A 22,477-nucleotide genomic window follows, 5' to 3' on the forward strand; every position below is an offset into this window, starting at 1 on the left:
AGATTTCAATAGCGTATTACCATGGCGCCCCAAGTCATGCCGCCACCAAACGATTCCAGAAGCAATAAATCGCCGCGTTTGATGCGCTTTTCCCGGATTGAATAATCCAACGCCAGGGGAATCGATGCTGCAGAAGTGTTGCCCTGATGTTTGATCGTCACAATCACCTGCGACATCGGGAGCGACAATTTTTTGGCAATTGCCTGAATGATACGGATATTTGCCTGATGCGGAACCAGCCATTTAATATCAGACTTTTGCAGGTTACTTTGCTCTAACACTTCATCAACAATTTCACCCATGATATTAACTGCGATTTTAAAAACCTCATTGCCGCGCATCCCTATCAATGGTCTTGAACCATCTGAATTATGGGTAGCATAGGTAAGAAGGCTTCCCTCATCATAGGATGAATGCAAGACACTGCCGATTATCCCCTGCTCTTCTTTAGCGCTGAGTACCAAAGCGCCTGCCCCGTCACCGAACAAAACGCAGGTTGACCTGTCATTCCAATCTACGGCACGGGACATGCTTTCGCTGCCAACAACCAGAACATGCCTTGCATTGCCGGCGCTGATGTATTGCCTGGCCAGATCCATTGCGTATACAAAACCGCTACAGGCAGCACCGATATCAAATGCAGGGATTGGTCGGGTAATCTGCAATGCATGTTGCACGTGACAGGCCATGCTTGGAAAAAAATGGTCAGGAGTACAGGTTGCAACGACAATTAAATCAATTTCATCGGCAGCAAGTCCTGATGACTCAAGGGCTTGCTTAGCAGCCTTGCCTGCCATGAAAGAAGTGGTTTCATGCGCTGCTGCAATATGCCTGCTGCTGATTCCTGTACGCGTCAATATCCATTCATCGCTGGTATCCAACATGGTTTCCAATTCTTTGTTGGTGAGCTCTCGTTCCGGTAAATAACTTCCGGTACCGCTGATTACCGCATTCTTCATAACAACAAACCTTGATTGATGAAGTTCGTGATTTGGACGCGCACCAAATCAACCACATTATTCTTAACCTGCAACACCGCTTCTTCGATTGCATGCTGAAATGCCAACTCGTTAGCGCCGCCGTGACTTTTAACGACGATCCCATTTAAGCCAAGCATGCTCGCGCCATTATATCGGGCAGGATCCATGCGTTTTTTAAGGTGTGATAAAGCTGGAAATGCAACAAAACCGGCTAATTTAGCCATCCAGTTTCGTGTGAAGGATTCTTTAAGAAGAGAAAGCATTAATTTTGCAAGGCCCTCGCTGGCTTTCAAAGCGGCATTACCGACAAAACCATCACAAACGACCAAATCCACATCACCGGTATAAAATTGATCTCCTTCAACATAACCGATGTAATTCATCACGCTGCATTCAGCAAGCATATGAGCGGTGCGCTTGACCTGATCGTTTCCTTTGATTTCTTCAACCCCGATATTTAACAAACCAATTTTTGGCTTTGGTTTATTATCCAACGCCTGAATCAAGGCAGACCCCATAATGGCAAACTGGAAGAGATGCTCAGCGCATGAATCGACATTGGCGCCAAGATCGATAACCCGGGTCTTGCCTTTTACAGTGGGAAGTTCCGTAATAATTGCGGGCCTGTCAATTCCTGGCAGTGTTTTTAACACAAATCTGGCCGTAGCCATTAATGCCCCGGTATTTCCAGCACTGACGCAAGCTTGAGCTTTGCCGTCTTTGATCAGATTAAGAGCCACGCGCATGGAAGAATCTTTCTTGTTACGCAAGGCATGCGAAGGTAATTCGTCCATAGAGACAACTTCTGAAGCATGGACAATAGAAAATTGCCGGCTGGATGCCATGTTCTCTTTCTTTAAATATTTGTCAATCTTATCGTGATCGCCGACTAATATTAACTTGAGATCAGGGTTGTTTTTAATAGCGCGGATGCAAGCCGGGATCACGACATTCAAGCCATGATCCCCCCCCATCGCATCAACAGCAATGGTAATGGTGTTCAAAGGCATTACTCTTCATCTAGTTCGTAGGCATTTTCAGTATCAAGAACTTTACGGCCGCGGTAATAACCGTCCGGAGTGATATGGTGGCGAAGATGAGTCTCACCGGTTGTTGGGTCCACAGAAAGGGTAGGTTTTTTTAGTGCATCATGTGAACGGCGCATATCTCGGCGAGAGCGCGATTTTTTATTTTGTTGAACAGCCATTGTATTACTCCTAAACAATTTGTTTTCATAAGGTCGAAATATTACCCATTTTTTTTTTGCAATCCAAGTATTGCAGAATAAATTCTTCGTAAAGTATTTAAAATTGGTAGATTTTAAATCATAAATCAGGCAGAGTCCATGTTGCAGCTTAAAACCCCGGATATCAAGCCTTAAGATATTCCCTGATTTCTGTGTGGCAGTGCTGAATATCCTCGTGCTTTTCAGGTAAGAACAAATGCAGATCGTCTGTTAGAATATCCAGTAAATTAATCTGCGTATTTTCGATCACCATGCAATCGAATTGTTCCATCAGCCTTTCAGCCGTGGAATCAGAATCACAGACCGCAAGTTCAGTCTTATGATGATATTCATACTCAAATGGATGAGCGCAGCGTTGGCACGTGATGCTTAGCGTGCCTTTGGTATCCATGAACAACAAATAATAGCTGTCCTGTTTATGGACCTCAAAAGAGCAGCTTAAGCGACACGGGGCACATACGTGCACAGGCATCCGTTCCATGATATCAGCAGTAACATTCACTGTTTCCCGGCTTAAGGCCTGAGTTTTCAAACAAATTTTCATAATAAACAAAATAATAAAAAAGACCTGTTTTCAAGTTGCAAAAAACTCTCTGAATTGCGAAACAAAATTCGCAATAACAGCTTTAAAAAGTTGTCTTGCAAAAGAAAACCGTATTTGTATCCATGTTAAGTATAGCGTAAAATAACTAAATTTTATACATTTTAATATTATACTTAATTCATATGAGTCAAAAAGTCATAGTCGGCATGTCAGGAGGAGTTGACTCTTCCATTGCAGCCTGGTTGCTTCTCGAGCAAGGCTACCAGGTAGAAGGTTTATTCATGAAGAACTGGGAAATGGATGACAAGGATGGTTATTGTGCTGCCGCCCAGGATTTGAACGATGCGCGCGCGGTGTGCGAACAATTGCAGATCCCGCTCCATAGCGTGAATTTTTCAAACGAATACTATCAACGCGTCTTTAATCATTTTCTCAATGAATACGAAAAAGGCCGAACACCCAATCCTGATGTGCTTTGCAATAAAGAAATTAAATTTAATGCCTTTTTAAACCACGCCATGTCATTAGGCGCGGATCTGATTGCGACAGGACATTATGCGCGCGTACAGGTTAAAAACGGGCATGGCCAGTTGTTCAAGGCAAAAGATCGGGAAAAAGATCAAACCTATTTTCTCCATGCTGTTGATACTGAAGCATTGGGTAAAACCCTCTTTCCTGTCGGGGATTATCTAAAATCAGAAGTTCGTGATTTTGCAAAAAAATTAAATTTGATCAACCATGATAAAAAAGACTCCACAGGAATTTGTTTTATCGGCGAAAAACGATTCAAGTCTTTTTTAAATGAATACATGCTTGCCAAACCCGGGCCAATAAAAACTACCCTGGGAGAAACCATTGGCAAGCATGATGGTTTGATGTTTTTTACCTTAGGACAACGCCAGGGGTTAGGTATAGGCGGCCTCCGAGAAGGCAATGATGAACCCTGGTATGTGGTGGACAAGGATATCAGCAGCAATAGCTTGATAGTAGCCCAGGGCAGCCAGCACCCGATGTTGTATGCGCAAGGCCTCATCTGTGGGCCTGTGCATTGGCTAACTCAATCTGACTGCCAGATGCCTTTAACCTGTTATGCGAAAACGCGTTATCGCCAATCTGAACAGGCCTGCGTGGTGTCGCCTGCTGATGGCGATGAGCATTACGTCATGTTTTCAACGCCGCAGAGAGCCATTACTCCCGGACAATACATTGTTTTCTATGATAAAAACCAGTGTTTAGGCGGTGCTACAATTGAACAAATCATACGGTAATCATGTATAATATACTTATGTATCGCAAGTTTTGAACCATTCATCTTTTTTATATATGGAGTCGACATGACCCAGGTCAATTTTTCATCCAATTCAGAAACCGGTGTTTATTTTTCAGTCAGCGCCGCAGATAAGGTTGCCGCGCTTATTGCAGAGGAAGAAAATCCTAATTTGCATTTGCGCGTGTACATCACAGGTGGCGGATGCTCTGGTTTTCAATACGGATTCACCTTTGACGAAACGATTCAGGATGACGACACAGTTATTGAACAACACTGTTCTAACGGCCAAAACTCAGTAAAATTACTGATAGATTCGATGAGCTATCAATATCTGCAAAACGCTGAAATTGATTACATCCAAAATATTCAGGGTGAACAATTTGTCATCCGCAACCCCAATGCTAAAACCACCTGCGGGTGCGGCTCTTCTTTCAGCATAGGTGATGAGGATGATGAATCCCTCGCATAGAATCGCTGTTCGAAAGCAAATCAGCTTCTTCTCAATAGGGTTGGACCACTACTTTTGAACCGATGTGTAAAAAATTCTGATGAAGCCAGCGGGCATCATGGGGTTTGACCCGGATGCACCCGTGGCTTGCGTTGTAGTTTGGCACATCAGGAGAACCGTGGATGGCATAGTATTTGCTGAAAAACATGCAATAAGGCATGGGCGCGCCACCTCTTCCTACCGGATAGCGGCTGGAACGGCAGCTTGGCCCACGTTTGCTGATAATTCGGTAAGTGCCGGTAGGCGTTCTGCATGAGCGCTTGACATCCGGACAGTAACTTCTACCCCCTGAACCTCTTCCCGTTCTGATTACTCGCCCGTTTTTAACAGCTTTCCAGCGCAACGTTTTTGGATTATAAATAAAAGTATTGACTGCCAATAGACCAATTGGTTTAGCAAGGAAAATATCCTTGCCTTGGATTGTATTTGCCTGCAACAAATTTGAATGAAGAAATAAACCTGCGCCGATAATGAAAGGGACAATCAATGGATGGCTGGATAGACGCTTTTCTTCCATGACTTATCCTGTATCTTGTACTATTGTCTTAAAATAATAGTACAATAATTTTACATATTAAAGTTATTTAAACTTGTTTGTTTAATTATTAATATCAAATACTGTATTTAAGGGCGGAGAGTTTTTCAAACGTGAACAGCTTGGATAGAGGGTAAATCAAGCGACATGGAGATCAATTTCCTGCATTTTGGCGCCAAATTCGATGAAATAACCTGCTATGTCGATTTTTCTTCCCATAGGTTAATCCCTGAGTCTTGAATCATGAATTCAATGAATTCATGATGTCTTGCAAGCTCTTCTTCATTTGCAAAAATGACCGGGGTTGCGCTGTTTAAAGCAACAAAGTCTTGTTTTTGATTTTTTTCTACGATGATGGCTGTTGACTGTTCCTCTACAAATAAACTGGCCTGGCCGCCTGTCATGGCTAAATAAACCCAGGCTAAAATTTCAGCATCAAGCAAAGCGCCATGCAATTGGCGGTTGGAATTATCTATGTCGTACCGTTTGCATAAAGCGTCAAGACTATTTCTCTGACCAGGATGCTTTTTTCTTGCATATTCCAGCGTGTCGAAAATGCGGCAGTGTTTTTGTATGGGTTTAGGCCAATTTGCAAGACGCAGTTCGGCATTTAAAAAGCCAACATCAAAAGGTGCATTATGAATAATCAATTCCGCATCATCGACAAATTCAAGAAAATCAGACAGTATATCTTTGAAGAAGGGCTTATCTTGTAAAAATTCGGTACTGATTCCATGAACCCTGAACGCGCCCTCATCGACTGCCCTTTCAGGATTGAGGTAGACATGAAAATGACGGTTCGTTATTTTCCTGTCTATCATCTCTACGCAGCCAATTTCAATTACCCGATGGCCATTTTCAAAACCAATGCCGGTCGTTTCAGTATCTAATACAATTTGTCGCATCTTGGATATGTCCTCATTCTTAGGAAATAACTTAATCAAAAATGGATAAATCCCAGCATCATTCATTTGCCAGGGCTGCTATGGCCTGGTTTGCAAGCGCATCGACCAGTTCATTTTCCGGATGGCCACTGTGACCTTTTATCCAGTGCCAGTGAATTTGATGCTTTTGGGCCAATTCATCCAACTGGCGCCATAGATCAGCATTTTTTACCGGTTCTTTTCTTGAATTAAGCCAGCCTTTTTTTTTCCATTGCGCAAGCCAACTCGTCATCCCTTGACGCAAATATTGGGAATCAGTATATAAATTCACAAGACATGGGCGCTTTAATGCAGAGAGCGCTTGTATGGCTGCAGTTAATTCCATGCGATTGTTCGTGGTCAGCCGCTCCGCCCCATGCAAGAGTTTTTCATGTCCATTGTAGCGCAGCAATGCTCCCCATCCGCCTGGACCAGGATTGCCTTTGCATGCGCCGTCAGTAAATATATCTACAGTCATAAATCAATTATCATCAATTTGTTCATTCTTTCATGATTAAAGGCAAGAAAACGGCTAATCTGCAAGGTTATCAACAGCAAAACCCCCCATTAATATCTGCTGTTTAATCATGGCAATATCCGGGGCAAAATAACGATCCGTGATATAAGGCTCAACAAAAGTGCGCACTTTCTCATATACTTTTTGCAGTTTTGGGGATGTGGTGTCTGGTGCGCGAAATTCAAGCCCCTGGCAAGCAGCCAAAAGCTCAATGGCAAGAATGGTTGCCGTATTATCAATCATATCGTGCAAGCGCAAGGCAGCATTGGTGGCCATGGAAACAATATCCTCCTGATTGGCTGAAGTGGGCAAACTGTCTACTGAGTGAGGATGGGCCTTGGCCTTGTTATCGCTGGCACAGGATGCAGCAGTAACATGGGCAATCATAAAGCCTGAATTCAAACCACTGTCTTTGACAAGAAAAGGAGGTAATCCGCTATAGTGTTTATCAATCAGTAAAGCCGTACGCCGCTCTGAATTAGCTCCCATTTCAGCGATTGCTAAAGCTAAATTATCTGCAGCCATGGCAATGATTTCGCCATGGAAATTTCCGCCGGACAAAACATCATTTGTTTCAGCAAAAACCAAAGGATTATCAGAAACCGCATTTACCTCCACCTGCAAAGTTTGGCCAACAAATTCCATCTGATGGAGCACAGCGCCCATTATTTGCGGCTGACACCTCAGGGAATAAGGATCTTGGACGCGCGAGCAATCGCGATGCGACTCCCGAATAGCACTTCCTGCCAAAAGTTCCTTATACATAGCAGCCACCCGCCGCTGAGCCTCATGGCCGCGTACCTTATGTATGCGATCATCAAAAGGGACATCGCTTGCGCATGCCGCATCCACAGTAAGACTTCCTGCCAGCACCGCAGCTTCAAATAACCATTCGCAGAGGAAAAAGGCCTTAAGACAAAGGGCTGTTGAAACCTGCAACCCATTAAGCAAAGCCAATCCTTCTTTCGGCGCCAGATCAAAGGGTTTAATGCCTGCTATTTCCAATCCCTTCTTAGCAGACAGTATCTTTCCCTCATAACGAACCTCGCCTTCACCAAGCAAAGGCAGGGACAGATGGGCAAGCGGCGCCAGATCCCCGGAAGCGCCTACTGATCCTTTTTCGGGTATACAGGGATAGACAGACGCATTATAAAGCGCGATAAAGGCATCAATTAATTCGCGACGAACTCCGGAATAACCTTGGGCAAGATTATTGATCTTCAATAAGAGGATCATGGCCACAACATCATCATCAAGCAATTTCCCGCTGCCGCAAGCATGAGAAAGCACGATGTTACGCTGCAGTTTTTTTAAATTATCAGTGGAAATTCTTTCACTGGCCAGCGAGCCAAACCCCGTATTGATGCCATAAACTGTTATTTCTTTATCAATAATATGTTGAATAGTTGCAACTGAGGCAGAAATATTGGAAAAACAGGTCTCATTAAGACGGCAGGGCAAACCAGTCCATACGGCATCTTTTAACTCTTTAAGCGTTACACTGCCCGGAGTCAATACAAATTGCTTTGACATATCAAAATCCTTTCATAACTGCTGCGGCTTAAAAAAACTGTTATATAGTGCCCTATTCAGAGTTCCTTATGCAATTCACCCAGGAGGTGATTTACATGCCGGTTAACATTTTTTTGTCATATCTTGGGGGCAGCAGGAAAGCCGCTTTGAGACAGTACTTGGAGTATGTAAAAATAATCTTCGCTATGTTAAACTGCAGGCAGTGTTAACCAGCCTGATAACCAAGTGCAAAAACATGCCCCCCATCCCCCTTCATTAAAAATTTTTTTTGCAACGGAAATGTGGGAACGATATGGTTTTTACGTCGTTCAAACATTGCTCGCCCTATATCTTGTAATGCATTTCAAATGGGATGACAGCCGGGTATATCCTTTAGTCGGTTCATTTACCGCGCTTACATACCTCTCTCCTGTATTTGGCGGCTGGATTGCTGATCATCTTTTAGGGCAAAAGCGAACTATTCTACTTGGGGCTTTTTTTCTTTTTTTTAGTTATCTCTCACTCGGGCTTTTAGATTCTAAAACAGGACTGACTTTCTCCCTGGCCTGCATTGCCGTTGGAACAGGTTTGTTAAAGCCAAATATCTCCTCGCTTTTAGGGAATGAATACTTAGTGGAATCTCCCAATCGCGAGCGCGGCTTTACAATTTTCTACATGGGCATCACAACAGGCATCATTTTGGGAACAACTTTCCCAAGCTACATCCAGTCCACATTCGGATGGTCAGTTTCTTTTTTAAGCGCTGCCTTTGGGATGATACTGGCCGTTTTTGTTTTTTGCTATGGCGTTTATCGTTACCATATTAAAGACTATACACCGTTTCAATTTCAATTTAAGAATATAGTATTGGCTTTACTTTTGATTGTGCTTGTGTGTTACGGCTCATACTGGACGCTTAATCAGCCGGGTATTGCTGATGCCCTCTTTAGTGTAATTGGCTTACTCTCATTAGCCTATTTGATATTGACCGTAAAAGAAGAACGCGGGATGCAGTCCCGCCAGACGTTGGTTATTGGAATTTTATGCCTGATATCCATTATGTTTTGGGCATTTTATTTTCAAATGTTTTTATCGCTTACTCTTTTTTTAAAGCGGGTCGTGCAGCCAACTTTATTTGGGATGCCATTTCCCCCTCCCTATTATGTGGCCGTCCAGAGCTTTGGCATGATCCTCTTTGGCCTTTTTTTGGGGCGCAAAATCAAGAAAATATCCCTTGCCCAACATAGCATTCGGGTAGGCAATAAATTTTTAGCTTCTATGATATGCATGATAGCGGCTTATGCCGTTATTACTCTTGTTAGCCATCTTAATGACAACCTGTCTTTATTGTCTCCCCTATTTTTTATTCCCGCCTATCTCATGATTTCTTTAGCCGAATTACTCCTCTCCCCTGTTGGATTGTCTGCTATCACAATACTTTCAAGCAACAAAAAAGTGAGCACCATGATGGGTATTTTCTTTGTATCCCTTGGGCTTGGAGGGTTTTTATCCGGTAAATTGGCCGCAATAACCGCAATTTCAAAAAAAGAATTAAGCAGCATCAGCGTAATCGCTCTAAAAAGCCATTATGCCGAGACTTTTACCGTCCTGCTTTATATATTAATTGCCGCAACCGCATTGTGTGTTTTCTTGAATTTTACTATTCGCCGGCTCATGACAAATCAGTCTGATCCGACGAAAACAAAACCAGCCTCAGTCACAAAATTCAGGCTTGATAAATCCAACTCTCATGAATTTCTTGCGTAAAAAGCATTTGCGCTGAATTATCGCCTTTTCATTTAACCTATGATCAAGTCACTTCTCCATGAGAATTGGCAATATAATCTTGGCCTGGTTATTTTTCAGGGTAACGCATCTAAATGCACATTGTCGATTCAAGATGTCTACTTTCCGCGTTTTATGCGCGGAATCCAGTTTCGACAATTATTCAAGATCGTCTGGATGCCGTGCATAAAGCACGGCACGTGGGCAAAAGAAACCTTAATAATGTTCAAAAATTAGATGCGTTTACCCTGGGTTATTTTTCAATTTTTTTGTGCTAAAAAAAAAATACTGCTATCATCCACCGCTTTTAAACCATTGTTTCTGACTTATGACCGAAAATCACCCTATCCTTAATCAAGTTATTTCATGTTTAGAAGACATACAGGCTATTGACACCATCACCCTGGATGTCAGAAAACAAACAACTATCACCGACTATATGATTATCTGTTCCGGCCGTTCTTCAAGGCACGTTAAATCCATTGCCGAACACTTATTGGAAAATATGAAGGCTCAGGGAGTACCGGCGCTTAGTTCTACAGGATTGGATAGCGGCGATTGGGCGTTAATTGATTTTGGCGATATTGTTGTTCATGTGTTACAACCTGAAATCCGCGCTTTTTATAATTTGGAAGGATTGTGGCAGGACTAATGCTGCACTGCTTTAATAGACCTGGCTTGAGACAAAAAAAACTAACAATCAGCGGAATACAGCGAGTTGATGTCGGTAACATATATTTTTGTCCTGTGAGCCAGATAAATTTTCTGGGACTCATATTAACTTTACCTGAATTATGTTGAAAATCTCATTAATTGCGCTTGGCCATAAGATGCCTTCCTGGGTTGAGGATGCGGTTTTTGAATTTTCCAAAAGGCTGCGTGACAGCATAACTCTCTCCATCATCGAAATTCCACTTTTGCGCCGCAGCAAGTCAGCCGATCTTGCACGAATCATGGAAAAAGAAAGCGCATTAATTGAACAGGCTATCCCCGCTGGTTCATACCTGATTGCCCTTGATCTGAAGGGAGAAGCATTTACCAGCGAGGAGCTGGCAAAAAAGCTTGAACGCTTGCAACAGATCAACAGTCATTTATGTTTTCTGATTGGCGGGCCTGAGGGCTTATCAAGCAAGCTTCTAAAACATTGCCAAGAACGTTGGTCCTTATCCAGGCTTACTCTGCCTCACCCCTTAGTCAGAATAGTTTTTCTCGAAGCAATTTATCGGGCCTTATGCATCATAAATAACCATCCTTATCATAAATAATCATTTAACCTCGGTTCTGTCCAGACGGTCTCGCACCCTGTATAATGATTATTTTCAAATAAAAAACCTGAAATTCTCCATAAAAGCAGGTTATACGCGACAAGATTTGATAATTTAGTCTGTGATGTATTTAAATAATTCCTTCAAAAATAAGCAGCTACAAACCCGCTTGCAAAGCTTTAGACTCAGTTTGCTGGTTGCTCTGCTTATCATGCTGTCCATGATTTTAATTTTACGGCTGGGTTATTTACAATTTTCCCAATATAAAAGGTTTGCAACCTTATCCTTAAAAAATCAGATGAGTATCATCCCTATTGCTCCGCCAAGAGGAATTATACTCGACAGGAATGGCGTGATATTGGCTGATAATATACCGGTCTATGCATTGGAGATTGTTCCCGAGCATGTAAAAAATATGAAAAAGACCCTCCAGAGATTAAAAGAATTACTCCCGTCTATTACAAATGATGATATTGACAGTTTCAATCACGCACTTAAACAGAACCGCTCTTACCTCCCTATCCCCTTTAAATTAAGATTAACCCAGGAAGAAGTAGCGATTTTTGCGAGCAACCAGCATCTTTTCCCCGGAGTCAGCATTAAGGCAAGACTGATGCGGCATTACCCGTTGGGGGAAGCCACGGCACATTTTCTGGGTTATGTTGGCCGCATTAACGCACAGGAATTGAAAACTGTGAGCGGCATTAATTACCGGGCCACGAATTTTATAGGCAAGACAGGCATAGAAAAATTCTATGAACCGATTTTGCATGGTCAGGTAGGCTATCAACAGGTTGAAACTGACGTAAGCGGCCGGATTCTCCGTACAATCAGCAAGCAGGCTCCAATATCCGGCGCCAAATTGCACCTTACCATTGACTCCAGACTGCAGCAGGCCGCATTTCAGGCCATGCAAAATAAACGAGGCGCTGTTGTTGTCATGAGCGCGGAGCAGGGCGAGGTGTTAGCAATGGTAAGCACGCCCAGTTATGATCCAAATCATTTTGTGACTGGCATCAGCAGCAATGAGTATCAACAATTAACCAACGCGCAGGATAGGCCCTTATACAATCGCGCAGTCAGAGGCCTATATCCGCCCGCTTCCACGGTAAAACCATTTATTACTTTGGCGGGTTTAAATAAGGGAGTTATTACTCCCTTTACTAAAATATATGATCCAGGCTGGTTTCGCCTGCCGGGAGTGAGCCACAAGTATCGGGACTGGAAACGTATCGGGCATGGTGCGATAAACCTCAAAAAAGCGATTACGGTATCTTGCGATACTTATTTTTACCATCTTGGCAATCAGCTTGGCATATCTGCCATTGAAGACATGCTTGTTCAGTTTGGCTTTGGGCAGCTGACACACATAGATCTTCATGAAGAAGCCTCTGGAATTGTGCCAAGCCCTGCCTGGAAAAAGAGGAGTAAAGGCGTTTCCTGGTATCCCGGGGACACCTTGATTACAGCTATCGGGCAAGGTTTTATGCTGGCTTCCCCGCTTCAGCTTGCAAATGCGGCTGCTGGACTGAGCCTGCATGGCCGCAGGTTTCGACCTCATTTACTGGATCGAATCACTTTTGACGGTGGGAAAACTGACAAATACGCACCACTTGAAGAGTACCCGGTTCGTTTAAAGGATGAAAATTATTGGGATATAGTGATTGATGCCATGCAAAACGTGGTCTCCAGTAACGAAGGCACAGGTCATCGTTTTGGCCGAAATACCAATTACACCGTTGCCGCTAAAACAGGAACAGCGCAAGTATTCAGCGGCAGCCAATACGAAAAAAAGAAATATCATGAAATACCTGAAGCATTACGTGATCACTCTTTATTTATCGCGTTTGCGCCGGTAGAAAAACCTGAAATTGCCATTGCGGTCCTGGTAGAAAATGACTTTATCGCGCCTAATATTGCCAGAAAAGTAATGGATGCTTATTTTAACCTGACAAAAAAAACCAAAACTCATGAACATGCATAACTCCCGACCTATTTATCGTTTTACACCAAAATCACTCCATATTGATTTTGTTCTAGCCGGGTTGCTAATTCTTCTGATTATCGTCGGCCTTGTCATTCTTTATAGCGCCTCCAATCAGAATGCCGGTATGCTGGTTCGTCAAGGCATGCGCCTTGGTTTGGCTTTTGCGGTTATGTTCGTTTTTGCGATGATTCCTCCCCACAAATATAAGCTTTGGGCTCCATGGATATTTGGGATTGGGCTCACGCTACTCATTGCCGTCATGATCATAGGCAAAATCGGCAAGGGTGCCCAACGATGGCTAGAGCTTGGCTTTTTTCGTTTTCAGCCTTCAGAGATCATGAAACTTGCCGTGCCCATGATGGCAGCCTGGTATTTTGATCGCAAACCCTGGCCTGTGGACATAAAAACATTGCTGGTCAGTGCAGTCATTATTTTCTCACCCGCCCTGCTCATTGCCAAACAGCCAGATTTGGGTACGGCATTAATGGTTATAGCTGCAGGCATCAGCGTTATTTTTTTAGCAGGCATTCAAACACGAATTATTTTATTCCTTATACTTGCTCTCGGCTTTACTGCTCCATTGCTTTGGCATATGCTGCACGATTATCAAAAACAGCGAATCATCACTTTTTTAAATCCTGAAAGTGATCCTCTTGGTGCGGGTTATCATATTATTCAGTCAAAAATTGCAATCGGTTCAGGCGGCGCTTTTGGGAAAGGTTGGTTAGAAGGCAGCCAATCCCATCTTAACTTTTTACCCGAGCATGCGACCGATTTTATATTTGCTGTCAGCGGCGAAGAATTTGGATTTGTGGGCTCTGTGATTATTATTATATTAATTGCCTTAATTTCCCTGCAAGGATTACGCATTGCAAGACAGGCACAAACGGGATTTACGCGGTTGCTTGCTGCAAGCCTTTCCATGACTTTTTTTATTTCTGCATTTGTCAACATGGGGATGGTCATGGGAATATTGCCGGTAGTAGGCATACCCTTGCCTTTAATCAGCTATGGAGGTACTGCGATGGTTACCTTTCTTGCTTCTTTTGGAATACTGATGTCCATCAGCACACACAGAATACTCTTTGATAACCTGCGCGAGCCTTGAATTTTTCACAAAGCAGCCTTTCAGAACAAAGCTTCATACAGGAAATTGACTATCACGCCAGTCGGCATATGGTTTGCAAATCCTTTGGATTAAAACTTCGTCTAATCCTGGTTACGCCTTAAGATATCAAGCGCTCCGCAAGCTCGGAAACCAGATTAAATTTTTTACGGTGAATAGCACAAGGCCCAAGCTTGCAGAGCGCTTCCTGATGCGCAACCGTCGCATAGCCTTTGTGGTCTTTAAAACCATAGCCAGGATAAAGACTATCCATTCTTATCATTTCTTCGTCACGCTCCACTTTGGCTAAAATTGAGGCAGCGCTGATCTCGGCGATGAAGGAATCACCCTTGACAATGGCATAGCAAGGTATAGACACCTTGGGTCGGAAGGCCCCATCGATTAAAATTTTATCGGGAACTACAGACAATGCTTCAATTGCTCTTTGCATGGCCAGCAATGTGGCATAATGAATGTTTAAGCGATCGATTTCCTCGACTTCCGCGCGACCGAAGGCAAAACATATGGCCTTTTTCTTAATCTCCAGAGCTAATTCCTGGCGTTTGACGGCCGTTAGCAACTTTGAATCCTTAATTCCATCAATCGGTTCGTCCAGTATAACTGCAGCTGTAATGACAGGGCCAGCCAGGGGCCCCCGGCCAACTTCATCTACCCCTGCAATAACCATAGACACTCCTAAACAACTCAATCATATGACCTCTATCAGCCTTTGATCATACGGATTTTAGTTTTATTTGCCAGTATTTTTGCTTACCAATTGAGCAAAAAATTCAATTCATTGAAAGAGGCGCGCTTTAAGCGGGATAAACCATATGAGACTATAATTTAACTATAGATAAAAATACGGAGGGTGTCATGAAAAGCTGCAGAATCAGCCCCCTGGCTTTTGGATTGGCTCTTGGAATTTTTTGGGGCATATCCATTTTATTGATGGGGTTATTTGCTTATTTTTTCGCTTATGGAGAAGTATTTGTAAGCTCCATGGGAACATTATACATCGGTTATGATGCTTCTATTTTAGGCAGTATCATTGGCGGAATTATCGGCTTTGTTGATGCGTTTATTTGCGGGCTTATTCTTGCGTGGCTGTATAATTTATTTGCCGGCACAAATAAATAAAATCACGCCAAAACGAAGCCGACAATGCGGAGAATAGCATGCTGTTATTGAAACAGTTAGGGTGTTTGTTGTCCAAATAAAACCTTAAGAGACTTACCTGAACCAGGCCTTATGACAGTTAAAAAAGCGATTCCCAAGAGCATAAGGTAAACTAAAGCCAATAACCCACAGCAGAGGCCAAAAAGAGTATATTGGCGAGAAGTATATAATACGTTCATTCCCTCTATGCCGAGTGCCTGGATGAACATGGCAATAAGCGTCATCAGCGCCGATGCTGTTCCCTTTGCTATTGGGGTAGAAAAAAGAATAATTCGATCCAGCGGCGCATTTGTAATCCCCAAACCAAAAAAATAAAAAATCAACCCGGGCATGAGCCATAAGAAATGGTTTGCGAGAAGCAGGGGCAAAAGAAGCGCTAACAATAAACTGACAGCCACAATCATTGACCCAAGGAATAAAATCATTCGGGATGAGTAATGTTTGGTTAATTTTTGCAAAAACCAGTTGCCAAGGATGGCAGCCCCAAATACCGGAATTTGCCATAGGCCGTATTCAATAACTGACAATTTTGCATCCGCAATCAGCATGACTGGAGCCAGCGCTATCCAGGCAACACAAGGCAATCCCAGAACACCAAGTGCTATGGAACCGAACAAAAAGGCCCGATTTAACAATAAATTCTTATAGTTTGCTGCAATGACTTTTGGCGATAATGGGACACGCTTGATTTCTTCCCCGTCTGTTTTCATTTGCCCCACAGGCTCCGGCATATGCCGGTAGAGCCCCCATAACGCAATCAATGCGCCAAGACCTATAAATACAAAAATCAAGCGCCAGCTGAAATAATGGATGAATACCGCTCCAAGCAGCGGACCCAGGAGCGGCGCTAAAATCGACACATTGGCCATGATTGCAATCAATCGAATAGCGTCCATTTCTGCAAAAATTTCTTGCAGCGTCGCATAACCCACAACACCAATAAAACAAAGCCCCATTCCTTGAAAGAAACGGGCCATGAGAAATTGTTCCATGGATTGCGAAGAAGCGATAAAAACAGTACAGATGAGAAATAAAGCTGCGCCGGAAAGCATGACCGGCCTTCGTCCGTAATAATCTGAGAGCGGGCCTAAAAACAGCTGAAGGCTCGCTCCGCCAAGAATGTAGAACGTCAGGGATGACGCAACGGCAGATTCAGGACCATTCAGCGTCTTCACCACCTGGATCATGCCAGGCATAATCATGTCGTTAGCGATATAGGTCAGAAATTCATAGAAAACTAAAAAAGCAGCAAAAATAAATGCCTGTTTACGTGTTATATTGATTAAGGGCTGCGACATGAAAGGCTCAAATTCTATTTCTATTTTTTTACGTTTTGATTATACACAAAACATATTATCTGATGAAATTTGTATCTAAAATTGTAAAAAACATCCGTTTGATGGATGTTGAGCGATATTCCGGGTTAACCTCATACTTTCAAGAATTATGAGTCAGTTTTACTTCAAAAGCTTCATGTTTACCGTAGAAATGATCGCTTATTGCGTAACCAACCACTGCCGCCAGCTCATTATTGACGTAAAGCAGAGGAATTGTTTGGCGAAACCACGGCGGCACCTGCCATTGTTGCAATAATTTTTTGAGACTTTTTGTTTGCCCCCGCCAAAAAATATGTTCTCCACCCTGACGGTAACGGACGGATAAGCGGGCATTTTCGGGAATGTTTAACCCTTGTTTCGCCGGAAACACCTGCAAAACTCTGCCTTCTCCCAAACTTAAAGGTTCTGGAAAATTTTTCCAGGCAAGCTCCGGCAAGTGCGTTCCGGGCATCTCTGACAGGATATAAAGACAGCCCTGGTAGCGCTTGATGACTGTACCTTCCCACGCTACTGCCGGAGAAGCATCCACTTTTGCGGCAATGACCTCATCCACGATGCGATTCAAACTCATCGTGGTTGGCATTTGAACCTGGTTTAATTTAAGCCAGGTACGTAGCACGTTATTTAAGCGGCGCCTTGGCAAATTGCGTAACGGCAAAAGAGGCAAGCAGTTGTTTGCTCTTGCTAATTCGCTGCAATCAAGAATTGCCAAATCCGCGAGATTTTCTTTGGCTTCCTGACAATGCTTGGCTGCCCGGACTAAATTGGCATCCACTCCTGGCCATTTATTTCTGAGCAGGGGAAAAATGCAATGGCGCAGATAATTGCGGGAATAGGCAAGACTTAAATTGCTTTCATCATCTATCCAGTCCAGCTGATGCTCGATTGCATATTGATGAAGCTTCTCTCTTGGATAATTCAAAAAAGGTCTAGCCATCATCCCTGAGTGAAACGCCTTAAATGAAACCATGGCAGAAAGCCCATCGATACCCGCGCCGCGAAACAGCTGCAACAGCAGCGTTTCTGCCTGATCATTGGCATGATGACCAAGCAGCAGGCAGTCATCTTTCTGGATGATCTGACCGAAAGCGCGATAACGCTCAATCCGTGCATGCTCTTCAACATTGGCTGTTAAATCAACCTGAACTCTTCTGGCAACAAAAGAAACACCATGCTCTTTTGTGAAATTCCGACAATGGGACTGCCATTTATCTGCATTGGGGCTTAGCCCATGATTGATATGGACAGCAATCAGTTTTTTATGCAGCAGAGGCTCAATAAGAAGACTGTGCAGCAGCACTGTAGAGTCAAGACCCCCGCTGAAAGCGACGATTAGCCGTCGAAATTGCGCCAGCAGTCCAAGCCAGTGCTCAGTCAGCAAGGATTCAATCACAAGCCCCCATTGCCATGAATTTTTTATAACGTTCGGCCAGCAAAACATCAACAGGCATTGATTTTAATTCCCGTAACTCATCGCTTAACACAGCATTTAACCGTATCATCATTTCCTCTAAATTACGGTGAGCGCCGCCCAGAGGTTCCTCAACTACCCTGTCAATCAAACCATTTTCCAAAATTTTGTCTGCTGTAATCCCCATTGCCCGCGCCGCCTCACTTGCTTTTGCGGGATCTTTCCAGAGAATAGAGGCGCAACCTTCAGGTGAAATCACTGAATAAATAGCGTATTGCAGCATGATGATGCGATCTCCAACTCCGATGGCCAAAGCGCCGCCTGATCCCGCCTCGCCAGTCACCACACATATAACAGGAGTTTTGAGGATAGACATTTCCATTAAGTTGCGCGCAATGGCTTCGGATTGATTCCGCTCTTCAGCGCCAATTCCTGGATAGGCGCCAGCGGTATCAATAAATGTAAATACCGGCAACTTGAACTTCTCAGCAAGCTTCATCAAACGTAAAGCTTTGCGGTATTCTTCAGGGCGCGCCATGCCGAAATTACGGTAAACCTTTTCTTTCGTTCGCTTGCCCTTCTGGTGACCCAAAACAACGACAGGCTCATTATGAAAACGAGCAAGGCCTCCGATAATCGCTGGTGCTGATGAATAATGCCTGTCACCATGAAGCTCCTGAAAATCAGTAAAAAGATGTTCAATATAATCTGTGGTTTGCGGGCGCAAGGGGTGCCTTGCCATTTGCGCAATCTGCCAGGGCTCAAGGTGAGCAAAGATGTGCTTCATCAGCTCTTCGCATTTTGCTTCAAGCCGCGTAATTTCTTCGCTTAAATTGACTTCCGTATCACTGCCCACCATGCGCAGCGCTTCAATTTTTTGGTTCAATTCTTCAATTGGCTGTTCAAAATCTAAAAATTGTCGGCTCATTGATTACTCGTTTAGGTTCATAGGTTACAATGGTAGCTCTGCGAAGTATAACTGTAACCATGCAACGTTGCCAGAAGTGTACTCATTTAATAGACATGAATATATCCGCTTTCCAACCTTTTACTAAACAGGAACTATCCCTGTCCAGGCAATGCATCGATATTTGGCGTTTCTCCCTGCGCCAAGTCTTTAACGAAGCGCCAAGCATACTGAATCAAGAAGAAATGGGGCGCGCCGGGCGTTTTTATTTTCCAAAGCATCGACGCCGCTTCATTGCAGCCCGAGTTATGCTGAGGCTGATACTTGCGCGCTATGTAAAACTTGATGCAGCACAGCTTGAATTTGTTTTTAATGAACATGGCAAACCAGATTTAGCACATATTCCTTTTATCCAGTTTAATTTGAGCCATTCTGCCGATTTAGCCCTGCTGGCAGTTGGCAAGGAATTTCCTTTAGGGATTGATTTGGAATTTTTTTCTGCCCGCCCTTATGAAGGGATTGGCAGCCATCTTTTTTCGGAACAGGAAAACCAAACACTAAAGAGCTTACAACCTGCTTTAAAACCGCTTTGTTTTTTTCATATTTGGACACAGAAAGAAGCCTTTATTAAAGCCTGCGGTCTGGGGCTAAGTTACCCAACGCGAAAGATAACTGTTCCTGCCTTGCCGCCTGCGGACAATTTAATTATTGACCCTTTGACGAAGACAACATGGAAAATCACCTCTTTTGTACCCCAAATCAGCTGTTGCGCCGCACTTTGCTATAATCCCGAAATAAACTCTTTTCGCCATTTCGAGATTAAAGATGTTACCAATCTGCTCACAGAATGATGTATGAAACAATTTAACGATAAACAAATCAAAATCCTAAACGAGCTTGCCAGGGGCGAATGTAAAAGCGGCGAAGAAATAGGCCAGGCCCTGGGCATTACGCGGACGGCTGTTTGGAAACAAATCAGGCAACTTTCAGACATGGGCGTGCCAATTGAGTCTCGGCCCCAAAAAGGGTATCAGTTAAGAGCTCCCGTGATGCTGCTTGACGAGCAACATATCCTTGCAAATTTAAAGTCAACTTCTATTGCCAAGGATTTATGTTTCCATCTTTTTGCATCCATTGACTCCACCAACCGTTTTTTAAAAAATCTTCCCAAAGACCGCTTTATCCATGTCTGCTGCGCGGAAATGCAGACTGACGGCCGAGGCCGCTTTGGCAGGCAATGGCTCTCCCCATTTGGCGACAATATATATTGTTCCAGCCGCTGGCACTTTTCCTGCGACCCGCTGCAGCTCTCAGGCTTAAGCCTGGTTGTCAGCCTTGCTGTCCATTCGGCCCTCAAATCCTTAAATTTCCATACAGATATTCAAATTAAGTGGCCCAATGATTTATTATGGCAGAATCGGAAATTAAGCGGTTGCCTGATTGAAATCAGTGCGGAAAGTCATGGCGAAACCGATGTCGTGATTGGGATTGGCCTGAATGTCAATTCAACCGGGATTCTGGATAAAATGCTCGATAAACCCTGGTGCTCTTTGTATGATATCACTTCTATTCGCCAGAATCGAAATGTCATTATCGCTAAACTCATATTGAGCTTGCAAGAATATCTGCAACGCTTTTCCTTGCTTGGTTTTAAAGCTTTTCTTGAAGAATGGAATGATCTGGATTATCTGAAAAATCAATCAGTTATGGTTCATCACCACTCTGATTCAGTTTCAGGCATAGCCATGGGTGTAAATGAATTGGGGCAACTGATGCTCATGAGTGACAAAGGAGAAATGCTTTACTTAACGAGCGGAGATACGACAATGAGCTTTTAAGGCTGCGTTCCTGACATCTATTTTGCCAGGAACGGAAAGACTGTGATTAAAATTCGGAGTTAAACTACTTCTTCTGTATCACTGCCTTGTTTTTCCTGCTGAATACGAAGATAAATTTCTTCACGGTGAACAGAAACATCTTTCGGCGCATTGATGCCTAAACGTACCTGATTGCCTTTTACACCCAAAACAGTGATGTTTACATCATCACCGATGATTAATGTTTCACCGATGCGGCGAGTTAAAATCAACATAATAAAAATCTCCCTAACAAATTGCCGCCGTATTTCCATAGAACGCTTCCATGGGTGCTCTTGGCAGCATCATAATGACTAAATAACAATCAACTCAATTGATCGACTCCCATTGTACAGAATATTTCTTAACGCAATATTAAGAGTTCATCAATGTTAGCCTAATTTTTAAACATAAAATCAATTTTGCAGATTGCTGAAAATGGCTGTCGCCGCAAAGTTATTTTATATTTTTTTAACTAGATTGATTAAAATTTAATCTATATTTTAATTATATGTATTAAAAATTCATTTTTCTAATAATAAAGCAATTTTCTTGCCAGCCTTAAATTTAAAAAGCAAGCAAAACAACGGTAAATAGGCAATTGCGATTCCTATCAAGCCATCGATATACCCTTGCCCAACAAGCAGGGCAATAGGAAGCAACCAAATAAGGTTAATAAGTAAGACAGCGAAAGAAACCCGAAAATGGCCATAACATCTGGACGCTTTTTGATAAGCATGAGTGCAATGGGCATCGGTCAGTTTATATCCTTGCATGAGCCTTAGCAATAATGTTCCGGTTGCATCGACTATGAATACTCCAAGCAGGATAATCCAGGCCCAAAATAAGGAAGCATTGACCAAAGCTGCCTGCAGGGAAAAAAATCCAATCACCAACCCCAAAAATCCGCTTCCGCAGTCTCCCATAAAAATACGGGCGGGCGGAAAATTCCACCATAAAAAACCGCATACAGAAGCTGCGAGAAATAAAGGAAGAATAGCCAAAGTATGATTTCCGCTTAAGACATATAATAAAGCTCCTCCCAAACAAACGCTTAGCGCCTCAACCGCCGCAAGGGCATCTACCCCATCCATGAAGTTGTATAGATTAATCATCCAGACCAGATAGAAAGCAGCAAGGAAATTAGCCGTCAATCCCATAGGCATTATCCAGGAATAAAAACCAACAGCTGCCATACCGCCCAGACCATATAGGACAATGACGCTTGCTATAAAATGGACGATAAGCCGGGATGCTGCGGATACATGTCCCAAATCATCAGCAAACCCAATAGCTGCAATGAATAGGCTGGCAATCAATATACTGGCGTTTTGTGTCAAAGACAGTTCTGAATAATAAAATAAAAAAGGAATTATCAGCAAAAAAGAAAAAACAAAAGCCAAACCGCCTCCACGTGGAGTTGGTACCTGATGGGAACTGCGGTGATTAGGGATATCAATGATGCTTCGCGCTAAAGAAAAACTGCGTATACGCCAGGTCAAAATCCAGGACAAGGCAGCAAGGAATAAAGCAATCAATACGTATAGCATCTAAAAATCCCAAATAAACTGTCAACGCCATTGAGGGGGCAGAGTTCGATGAAATCCCGA

The 22,477-nt window shown here is 43.2% G+C and carries 24 protein-coding genes; 10 read left to right on the forward strand and 14 right to left on the reverse strand.

Going from position 1 to position 22,477, the window contains the following annotated elements; genetic code table 11:
• Positions 1 to 5: 5 nt before the first annotated feature.
• The 4 genes from Llon_RS07845 to Llon_RS07860 all read right to left on the reverse strand — a co-directional run bounded on the left by Llon_RS07845 (position 6) and on the right by Llon_RS07860 (position 2,758).
• Positions 6 to 959 carry a beta-ketoacyl-ACP synthase III gene (locus Llon_RS07845; RefSeq protein ID WP_058529524.1) on the reverse strand — a complete coding sequence of 318 codons (954 nt, stop codon included), beginning with the start codon at positions 957 to 959 and terminating at the stop codon, positions 6 to 8.
• On the reverse strand, positions 956 to 1,984 hold the full coding sequence (plsX, locus tag Llon_RS07850; protein ID WP_115336914.1) for a phosphate acyltransferase PlsX: 1,029 nt from the start codon (positions 1,982 to 1,984) through the stop codon (positions 956 to 958). The genes Llon_RS07845 and plsX overlap by 4 nt, the downstream gene beginning before the upstream one ends.
• A gap of 5 nt (positions 1,985 to 1,989) precedes the next feature.
• Positions 1,990 to 2,187, reverse strand: coding sequence for a 50S ribosomal protein L32 (gene rpmF / locus Llon_RS07855; protein WP_058529526.1), 198 nt, complete (start codon positions 2,185 to 2,187; stop codon positions 1,990 to 1,992).
• A gap of 163 nt (positions 2,188 to 2,350) precedes the next feature.
• A complete protein-coding gene (locus Llon_RS07860) occupies positions 2,351 to 2,758 on the reverse strand; it encodes a YceD family protein (RefSeq protein WP_162261950.1) in 408 nt (135 codons plus the stop codon).
• Positions 2,759 to 2,952: 194 nt separating this feature from the next.
• Here Llon_RS07860 and mnmA point away from each other — a divergent pair, with 194 nt between their 5' ends.
• Both mnmA and erpA read left to right on the forward strand, forming a co-directional pair.
• A complete protein-coding gene (gene mnmA / locus Llon_RS07865; protein WP_058529528.1) occupies positions 2,953 to 4,038 on the forward strand; it encodes a tRNA 2-thiouridine(34) synthase MnmA in 1,086 nt (361 codons plus the stop codon).
• A gap of 66 nt (positions 4,039 to 4,104) precedes the next feature.
• Positions 4,105 to 4,509: an iron-sulfur cluster insertion protein ErpA gene (erpA, locus tag Llon_RS07870; RefSeq protein WP_058529529.1), complete on the forward strand. Its 405-nt coding sequence runs from the start codon at positions 4,105 to 4,107 to the stop codon at positions 4,507 to 4,509.
• 31 nt (positions 4,510 to 4,540) lie between these two features.
• On the opposite strand, the gene Llon_RS07875 is transcribed toward erpA, so the two are convergent.
• From Llon_RS07875 to hutH, 4 genes are all read right to left on the reverse strand, one after another.
• Complete coding sequence (locus tag Llon_RS07875) at positions 4,541 to 5,065, reverse strand: L,D-transpeptidase (protein ID WP_083503296.1); 525 nt, start codon at positions 5,063 to 5,065, stop codon at positions 4,541 to 4,543.
• Between the two features lie 215 nt (positions 5,066 to 5,280).
• Positions 5,281 to 5,988: a DNA polymerase III subunit epsilon gene (gene dnaQ, locus Llon_RS07880; protein WP_058529627.1), complete on the reverse strand. Its 708-nt coding sequence runs from the start codon at positions 5,986 to 5,988 to the stop codon at positions 5,281 to 5,283.
• 58 nt (positions 5,989 to 6,046) lie between these two features.
• Entirely contained in the window at positions 6,047 to 6,484 is a 438-nt protein-coding gene (rnhA, locus tag Llon_RS07885; protein ID WP_058529530.1) for a ribonuclease HI, read from the reverse strand.
• Positions 6,485 to 6,538: 54 nt separating this feature from the next.
• A complete protein-coding gene (gene hutH / locus Llon_RS07890; RefSeq protein ID WP_058529531.1) occupies positions 6,539 to 8,056 on the reverse strand; it encodes a histidine ammonia-lyase in 1,518 nt (505 codons plus the stop codon).
• Positions 8,057 to 8,281: 225 nt separating this feature from the next.
• Here hutH and Llon_RS07895 point away from each other — a divergent pair, with 225 nt between their 5' ends.
• From Llon_RS07895 to rodA, 5 genes are all read left to right on the forward strand, one after another.
• On the forward strand, positions 8,282 to 9,802 hold the full coding sequence (locus Llon_RS07895) for a peptide MFS transporter (RefSeq protein WP_065238300.1): 1,521 nt from the start codon (positions 8,282 to 8,284) through the stop codon (positions 9,800 to 9,802).
• 346 nt (positions 9,803 to 10,148) lie between these two features.
• Positions 10,149 to 10,472 (forward strand): ribosome silencing factor, encoded by a 324-nt coding sequence (rsfS, locus tag Llon_RS07905; protein WP_058529533.1) that lies wholly within the window; start codon positions 10,149 to 10,151, stop codon positions 10,470 to 10,472.
• A 142-nt stretch (positions 10,473 to 10,614) separates the two neighbouring features.
• Positions 10,615 to 11,085 carry a 23S rRNA (pseudouridine(1915)-N(3))-methyltransferase RlmH gene (gene rlmH / locus Llon_RS07910; protein WP_058529534.1) on the forward strand — a complete coding sequence of 157 codons (471 nt, stop codon included), beginning with the start codon at positions 10,615 to 10,617 and terminating at the stop codon, positions 11,083 to 11,085.
• A 124-nt stretch (positions 11,086 to 11,209) separates the two neighbouring features.
• Positions 11,210 to 13,069 (forward strand): penicillin-binding protein 2, encoded by a 1,860-nt coding sequence (mrdA, locus tag Llon_RS07915; RefSeq protein ID WP_058529535.1) that lies wholly within the window; start codon positions 11,210 to 11,212, stop codon positions 13,067 to 13,069.
• Positions 13,056 to 14,180 (forward strand): rod shape-determining protein RodA, encoded by a 1,125-nt coding sequence (gene rodA, locus Llon_RS07920; RefSeq protein ID WP_058529536.1) that lies wholly within the window; start codon positions 13,056 to 13,058, stop codon positions 14,178 to 14,180. The genes mrdA and rodA overlap by 14 nt, the downstream gene beginning before the upstream one ends.
• Positions 14,181 to 14,298: 118 nt before the next feature.
• Here the strand turns inward: rodA and rnhB are convergent, their stop codons facing one another.
• A complete protein-coding gene (rnhB, locus tag Llon_RS07925; RefSeq protein WP_058529537.1) occupies positions 14,299 to 14,865 on the reverse strand; it encodes a ribonuclease HII in 567 nt (188 codons plus the stop codon).
• A gap of 188 nt (positions 14,866 to 15,053) precedes the next feature.
• On the opposite strand from rnhB, the gene Llon_RS07930 reads away from it, so the two are divergent.
• Positions 15,054 to 15,317 carry a bacteriophage holin gene (locus Llon_RS07930; RefSeq protein ID WP_058529538.1) on the forward strand — a complete coding sequence of 88 codons (264 nt, stop codon included), beginning with the start codon at positions 15,054 to 15,056 and terminating at the stop codon, positions 15,315 to 15,317.
• Between the two features lie 56 nt (positions 15,318 to 15,373).
• On the opposite strand, the gene Llon_RS07935 is transcribed toward Llon_RS07930, so the two are convergent.
• From Llon_RS07935 to Llon_RS07945, 3 genes are all read right to left on the reverse strand, one after another.
• On the reverse strand, positions 15,374 to 16,654 hold the full coding sequence (locus tag Llon_RS07935) for an MdfA family multidrug efflux MFS transporter (RefSeq protein ID WP_065238301.1): 1,281 nt from the start codon (positions 16,652 to 16,654) through the stop codon (positions 15,374 to 15,376).
• A 139-nt stretch (positions 16,655 to 16,793) separates the two neighbouring features.
• Positions 16,794 to 18,134 carry a tRNA lysidine(34) synthetase TilS gene (gene tilS, locus Llon_RS07940; protein ID WP_058529539.1) on the reverse strand — a complete coding sequence of 447 codons (1,341 nt, stop codon included), beginning with the start codon at positions 18,132 to 18,134 and terminating at the stop codon, positions 16,794 to 16,796.
• Complete coding sequence (locus tag Llon_RS07945; protein ID WP_058529540.1) at positions 18,079 to 19,032, reverse strand: acetyl-CoA carboxylase carboxyltransferase subunit alpha; 954 nt, start codon at positions 19,030 to 19,032, stop codon at positions 18,079 to 18,081. Before Llon_RS07945 ends, tilS begins: the two co-directional genes overlap by 56 nt.
• A 95-nt stretch (positions 19,033 to 19,127) precedes the next feature.
• Here Llon_RS07945 and Llon_RS07950 point away from each other — a divergent pair, with 95 nt between their 5' ends.
• The gene (locus tag Llon_RS07950; RefSeq protein WP_058529541.1) at positions 19,128 to 19,862 is read left to right on the forward strand and encodes a 4'-phosphopantetheinyl transferase family protein; all 735 of its coding nucleotides are present in this window, start codon (positions 19,128 to 19,130) and stop codon (positions 19,860 to 19,862) included.
• 3 nt (positions 19,863 to 19,865) lie between these two features.
• Positions 19,866 to 20,849 (forward strand): biotin--[acetyl-CoA-carboxylase] ligase, encoded by a 984-nt coding sequence (locus tag Llon_RS07955; RefSeq protein ID WP_058529542.1) that lies wholly within the window; start codon positions 19,866 to 19,868, stop codon positions 20,847 to 20,849.
• A 59-nt stretch (positions 20,850 to 20,908) separates the two neighbouring features.
• Here Llon_RS07955 and csrA read toward each other — a convergent pair whose 3' ends face one another.
• Positions 20,909 to 21,103 (reverse strand): carbon storage regulator CsrA, encoded by a 195-nt coding sequence (csrA, locus tag Llon_RS07960; protein ID WP_058529628.1) that lies wholly within the window; start codon positions 21,101 to 21,103, stop codon positions 20,909 to 20,911.
• A gap of 288 nt (positions 21,104 to 21,391) precedes the next feature.
• A complete protein-coding gene (locus tag Llon_RS07965; protein WP_058529543.1) occupies positions 21,392 to 22,417 on the reverse strand; it encodes an MraY family glycosyltransferase in 1,026 nt (341 codons plus the stop codon).
• Positions 22,418 to 22,477 lie beyond the last annotated feature (60 nt).

The organism is Legionella londiniensis, assembly GCF_001467825.1.
Lineage (GTDB): Bacteria > Pseudomonadota > Gammaproteobacteria > Legionellales > Legionellaceae > Legionella_A > Legionella_A londiniensis.

Coding starts and splice junctions, on each gene's coding strand:
- Llon_RS07845 (WP_058529524.1), bottom strand. CDS start 959: ATGAAGAATGCGGTAATCAGCGGTACCGGAAGTTATTTACCGGAACGA.
- rpmF (WP_058529526.1), bottom strand. CDS start 2,187: ATGGCTGTTCAACAAAATAAAAAATCGCGCTCTCGCCGAGATATGCGC.
- mnmA (WP_058529528.1), top strand. CDS start 2,953: ATGAGTCAAAAAGTCATAGTCGGCATGTCAGGAGGAGTTGACTCTTCC.
- erpA (WP_058529529.1), top strand. CDS start 4,105: ATGACCCAGGTCAATTTTTCATCCAATTCAGAAACCGGTGTTTATTTT.
- Llon_RS07875 (WP_083503296.1), bottom strand. CDS start 5,065: ATGGAAGAAAAGCGTCTATCCAGCCATCCATTGATTGTCCCTTTCATT.
- dnaQ (WP_058529627.1), bottom strand. CDS start 5,988: ATGCGACAAATTGTATTAGATACTGAAACGACCGGCATTGGTTTTGAA.
- rnhA (WP_058529530.1), bottom strand. CDS start 6,484: ATGACTGTAGATATATTTACTGACGGCGCATGCAAAGGCAATCCTGGT.
- hutH (WP_058529531.1), bottom strand. CDS start 8,056: ATGTCAAAGCAATTTGTATTGACTCCGGGCAGTGTAACGCTTAAAGAG.
- rsfS (WP_058529533.1), top strand. CDS start 10,149: ATGACCGAAAATCACCCTATCCTTAATCAAGTTATTTCATGTTTAGAA.
- rlmH (WP_058529534.1), top strand. CDS start 10,615: ATGTTGAAAATCTCATTAATTGCGCTTGGCCATAAGATGCCTTCCTGG.
- mrdA (WP_058529535.1), top strand. CDS start 11,210: ATGTATTTAAATAATTCCTTCAAAAATAAGCAGCTACAAACCCGCTTG.
- rodA (WP_058529536.1), top strand. CDS start 13,056: ATGAACATGCATAACTCCCGACCTATTTATCGTTTTACACCAAAATCA.
- rnhB (WP_058529537.1), bottom strand. CDS start 14,865: ATGGTTATTGCAGGGGTAGATGAAGTTGGCCGGGGGCCCCTGGCTGGC.
- Llon_RS07930 (WP_058529538.1), top strand. CDS start 15,054: ATGAAAAGCTGCAGAATCAGCCCCCTGGCTTTTGGATTGGCTCTTGGA.
- Llon_RS07935 (WP_065238301.1), bottom strand. CDS start 16,654: ATGTCGCAGCCCTTAATCAATATAACACGTAAACAGGCATTTATTTTT.
- tilS (WP_058529539.1), bottom strand. CDS start 18,134: ATGTTTTGCTGGCCGAACGTTATAAAAAATTCATGGCAATGGGGGCTT.
- Llon_RS07945 (WP_058529540.1), bottom strand. CDS start 19,032: ATGAGCCGACAATTTTTAGATTTTGAACAGCCAATTGAAGAATTGAAC.
- Llon_RS07950 (WP_058529541.1), top strand. CDS start 19,128: ATGAATATATCCGCTTTCCAACCTTTTACTAAACAGGAACTATCCCTG.
- Llon_RS07955 (WP_058529542.1), top strand. CDS start 19,866: ATGAAACAATTTAACGATAAACAAATCAAAATCCTAAACGAGCTTGCC.
- csrA (WP_058529628.1), bottom strand. CDS start 21,103: ATGTTGATTTTAACTCGCCGCATCGGTGAAACATTAATCATCGGTGAT.
- Llon_RS07965 (WP_058529543.1), bottom strand. CDS start 22,417: ATGCTATACGTATTGATTGCTTTATTCCTTGCTGCCTTGTCCTGGATT.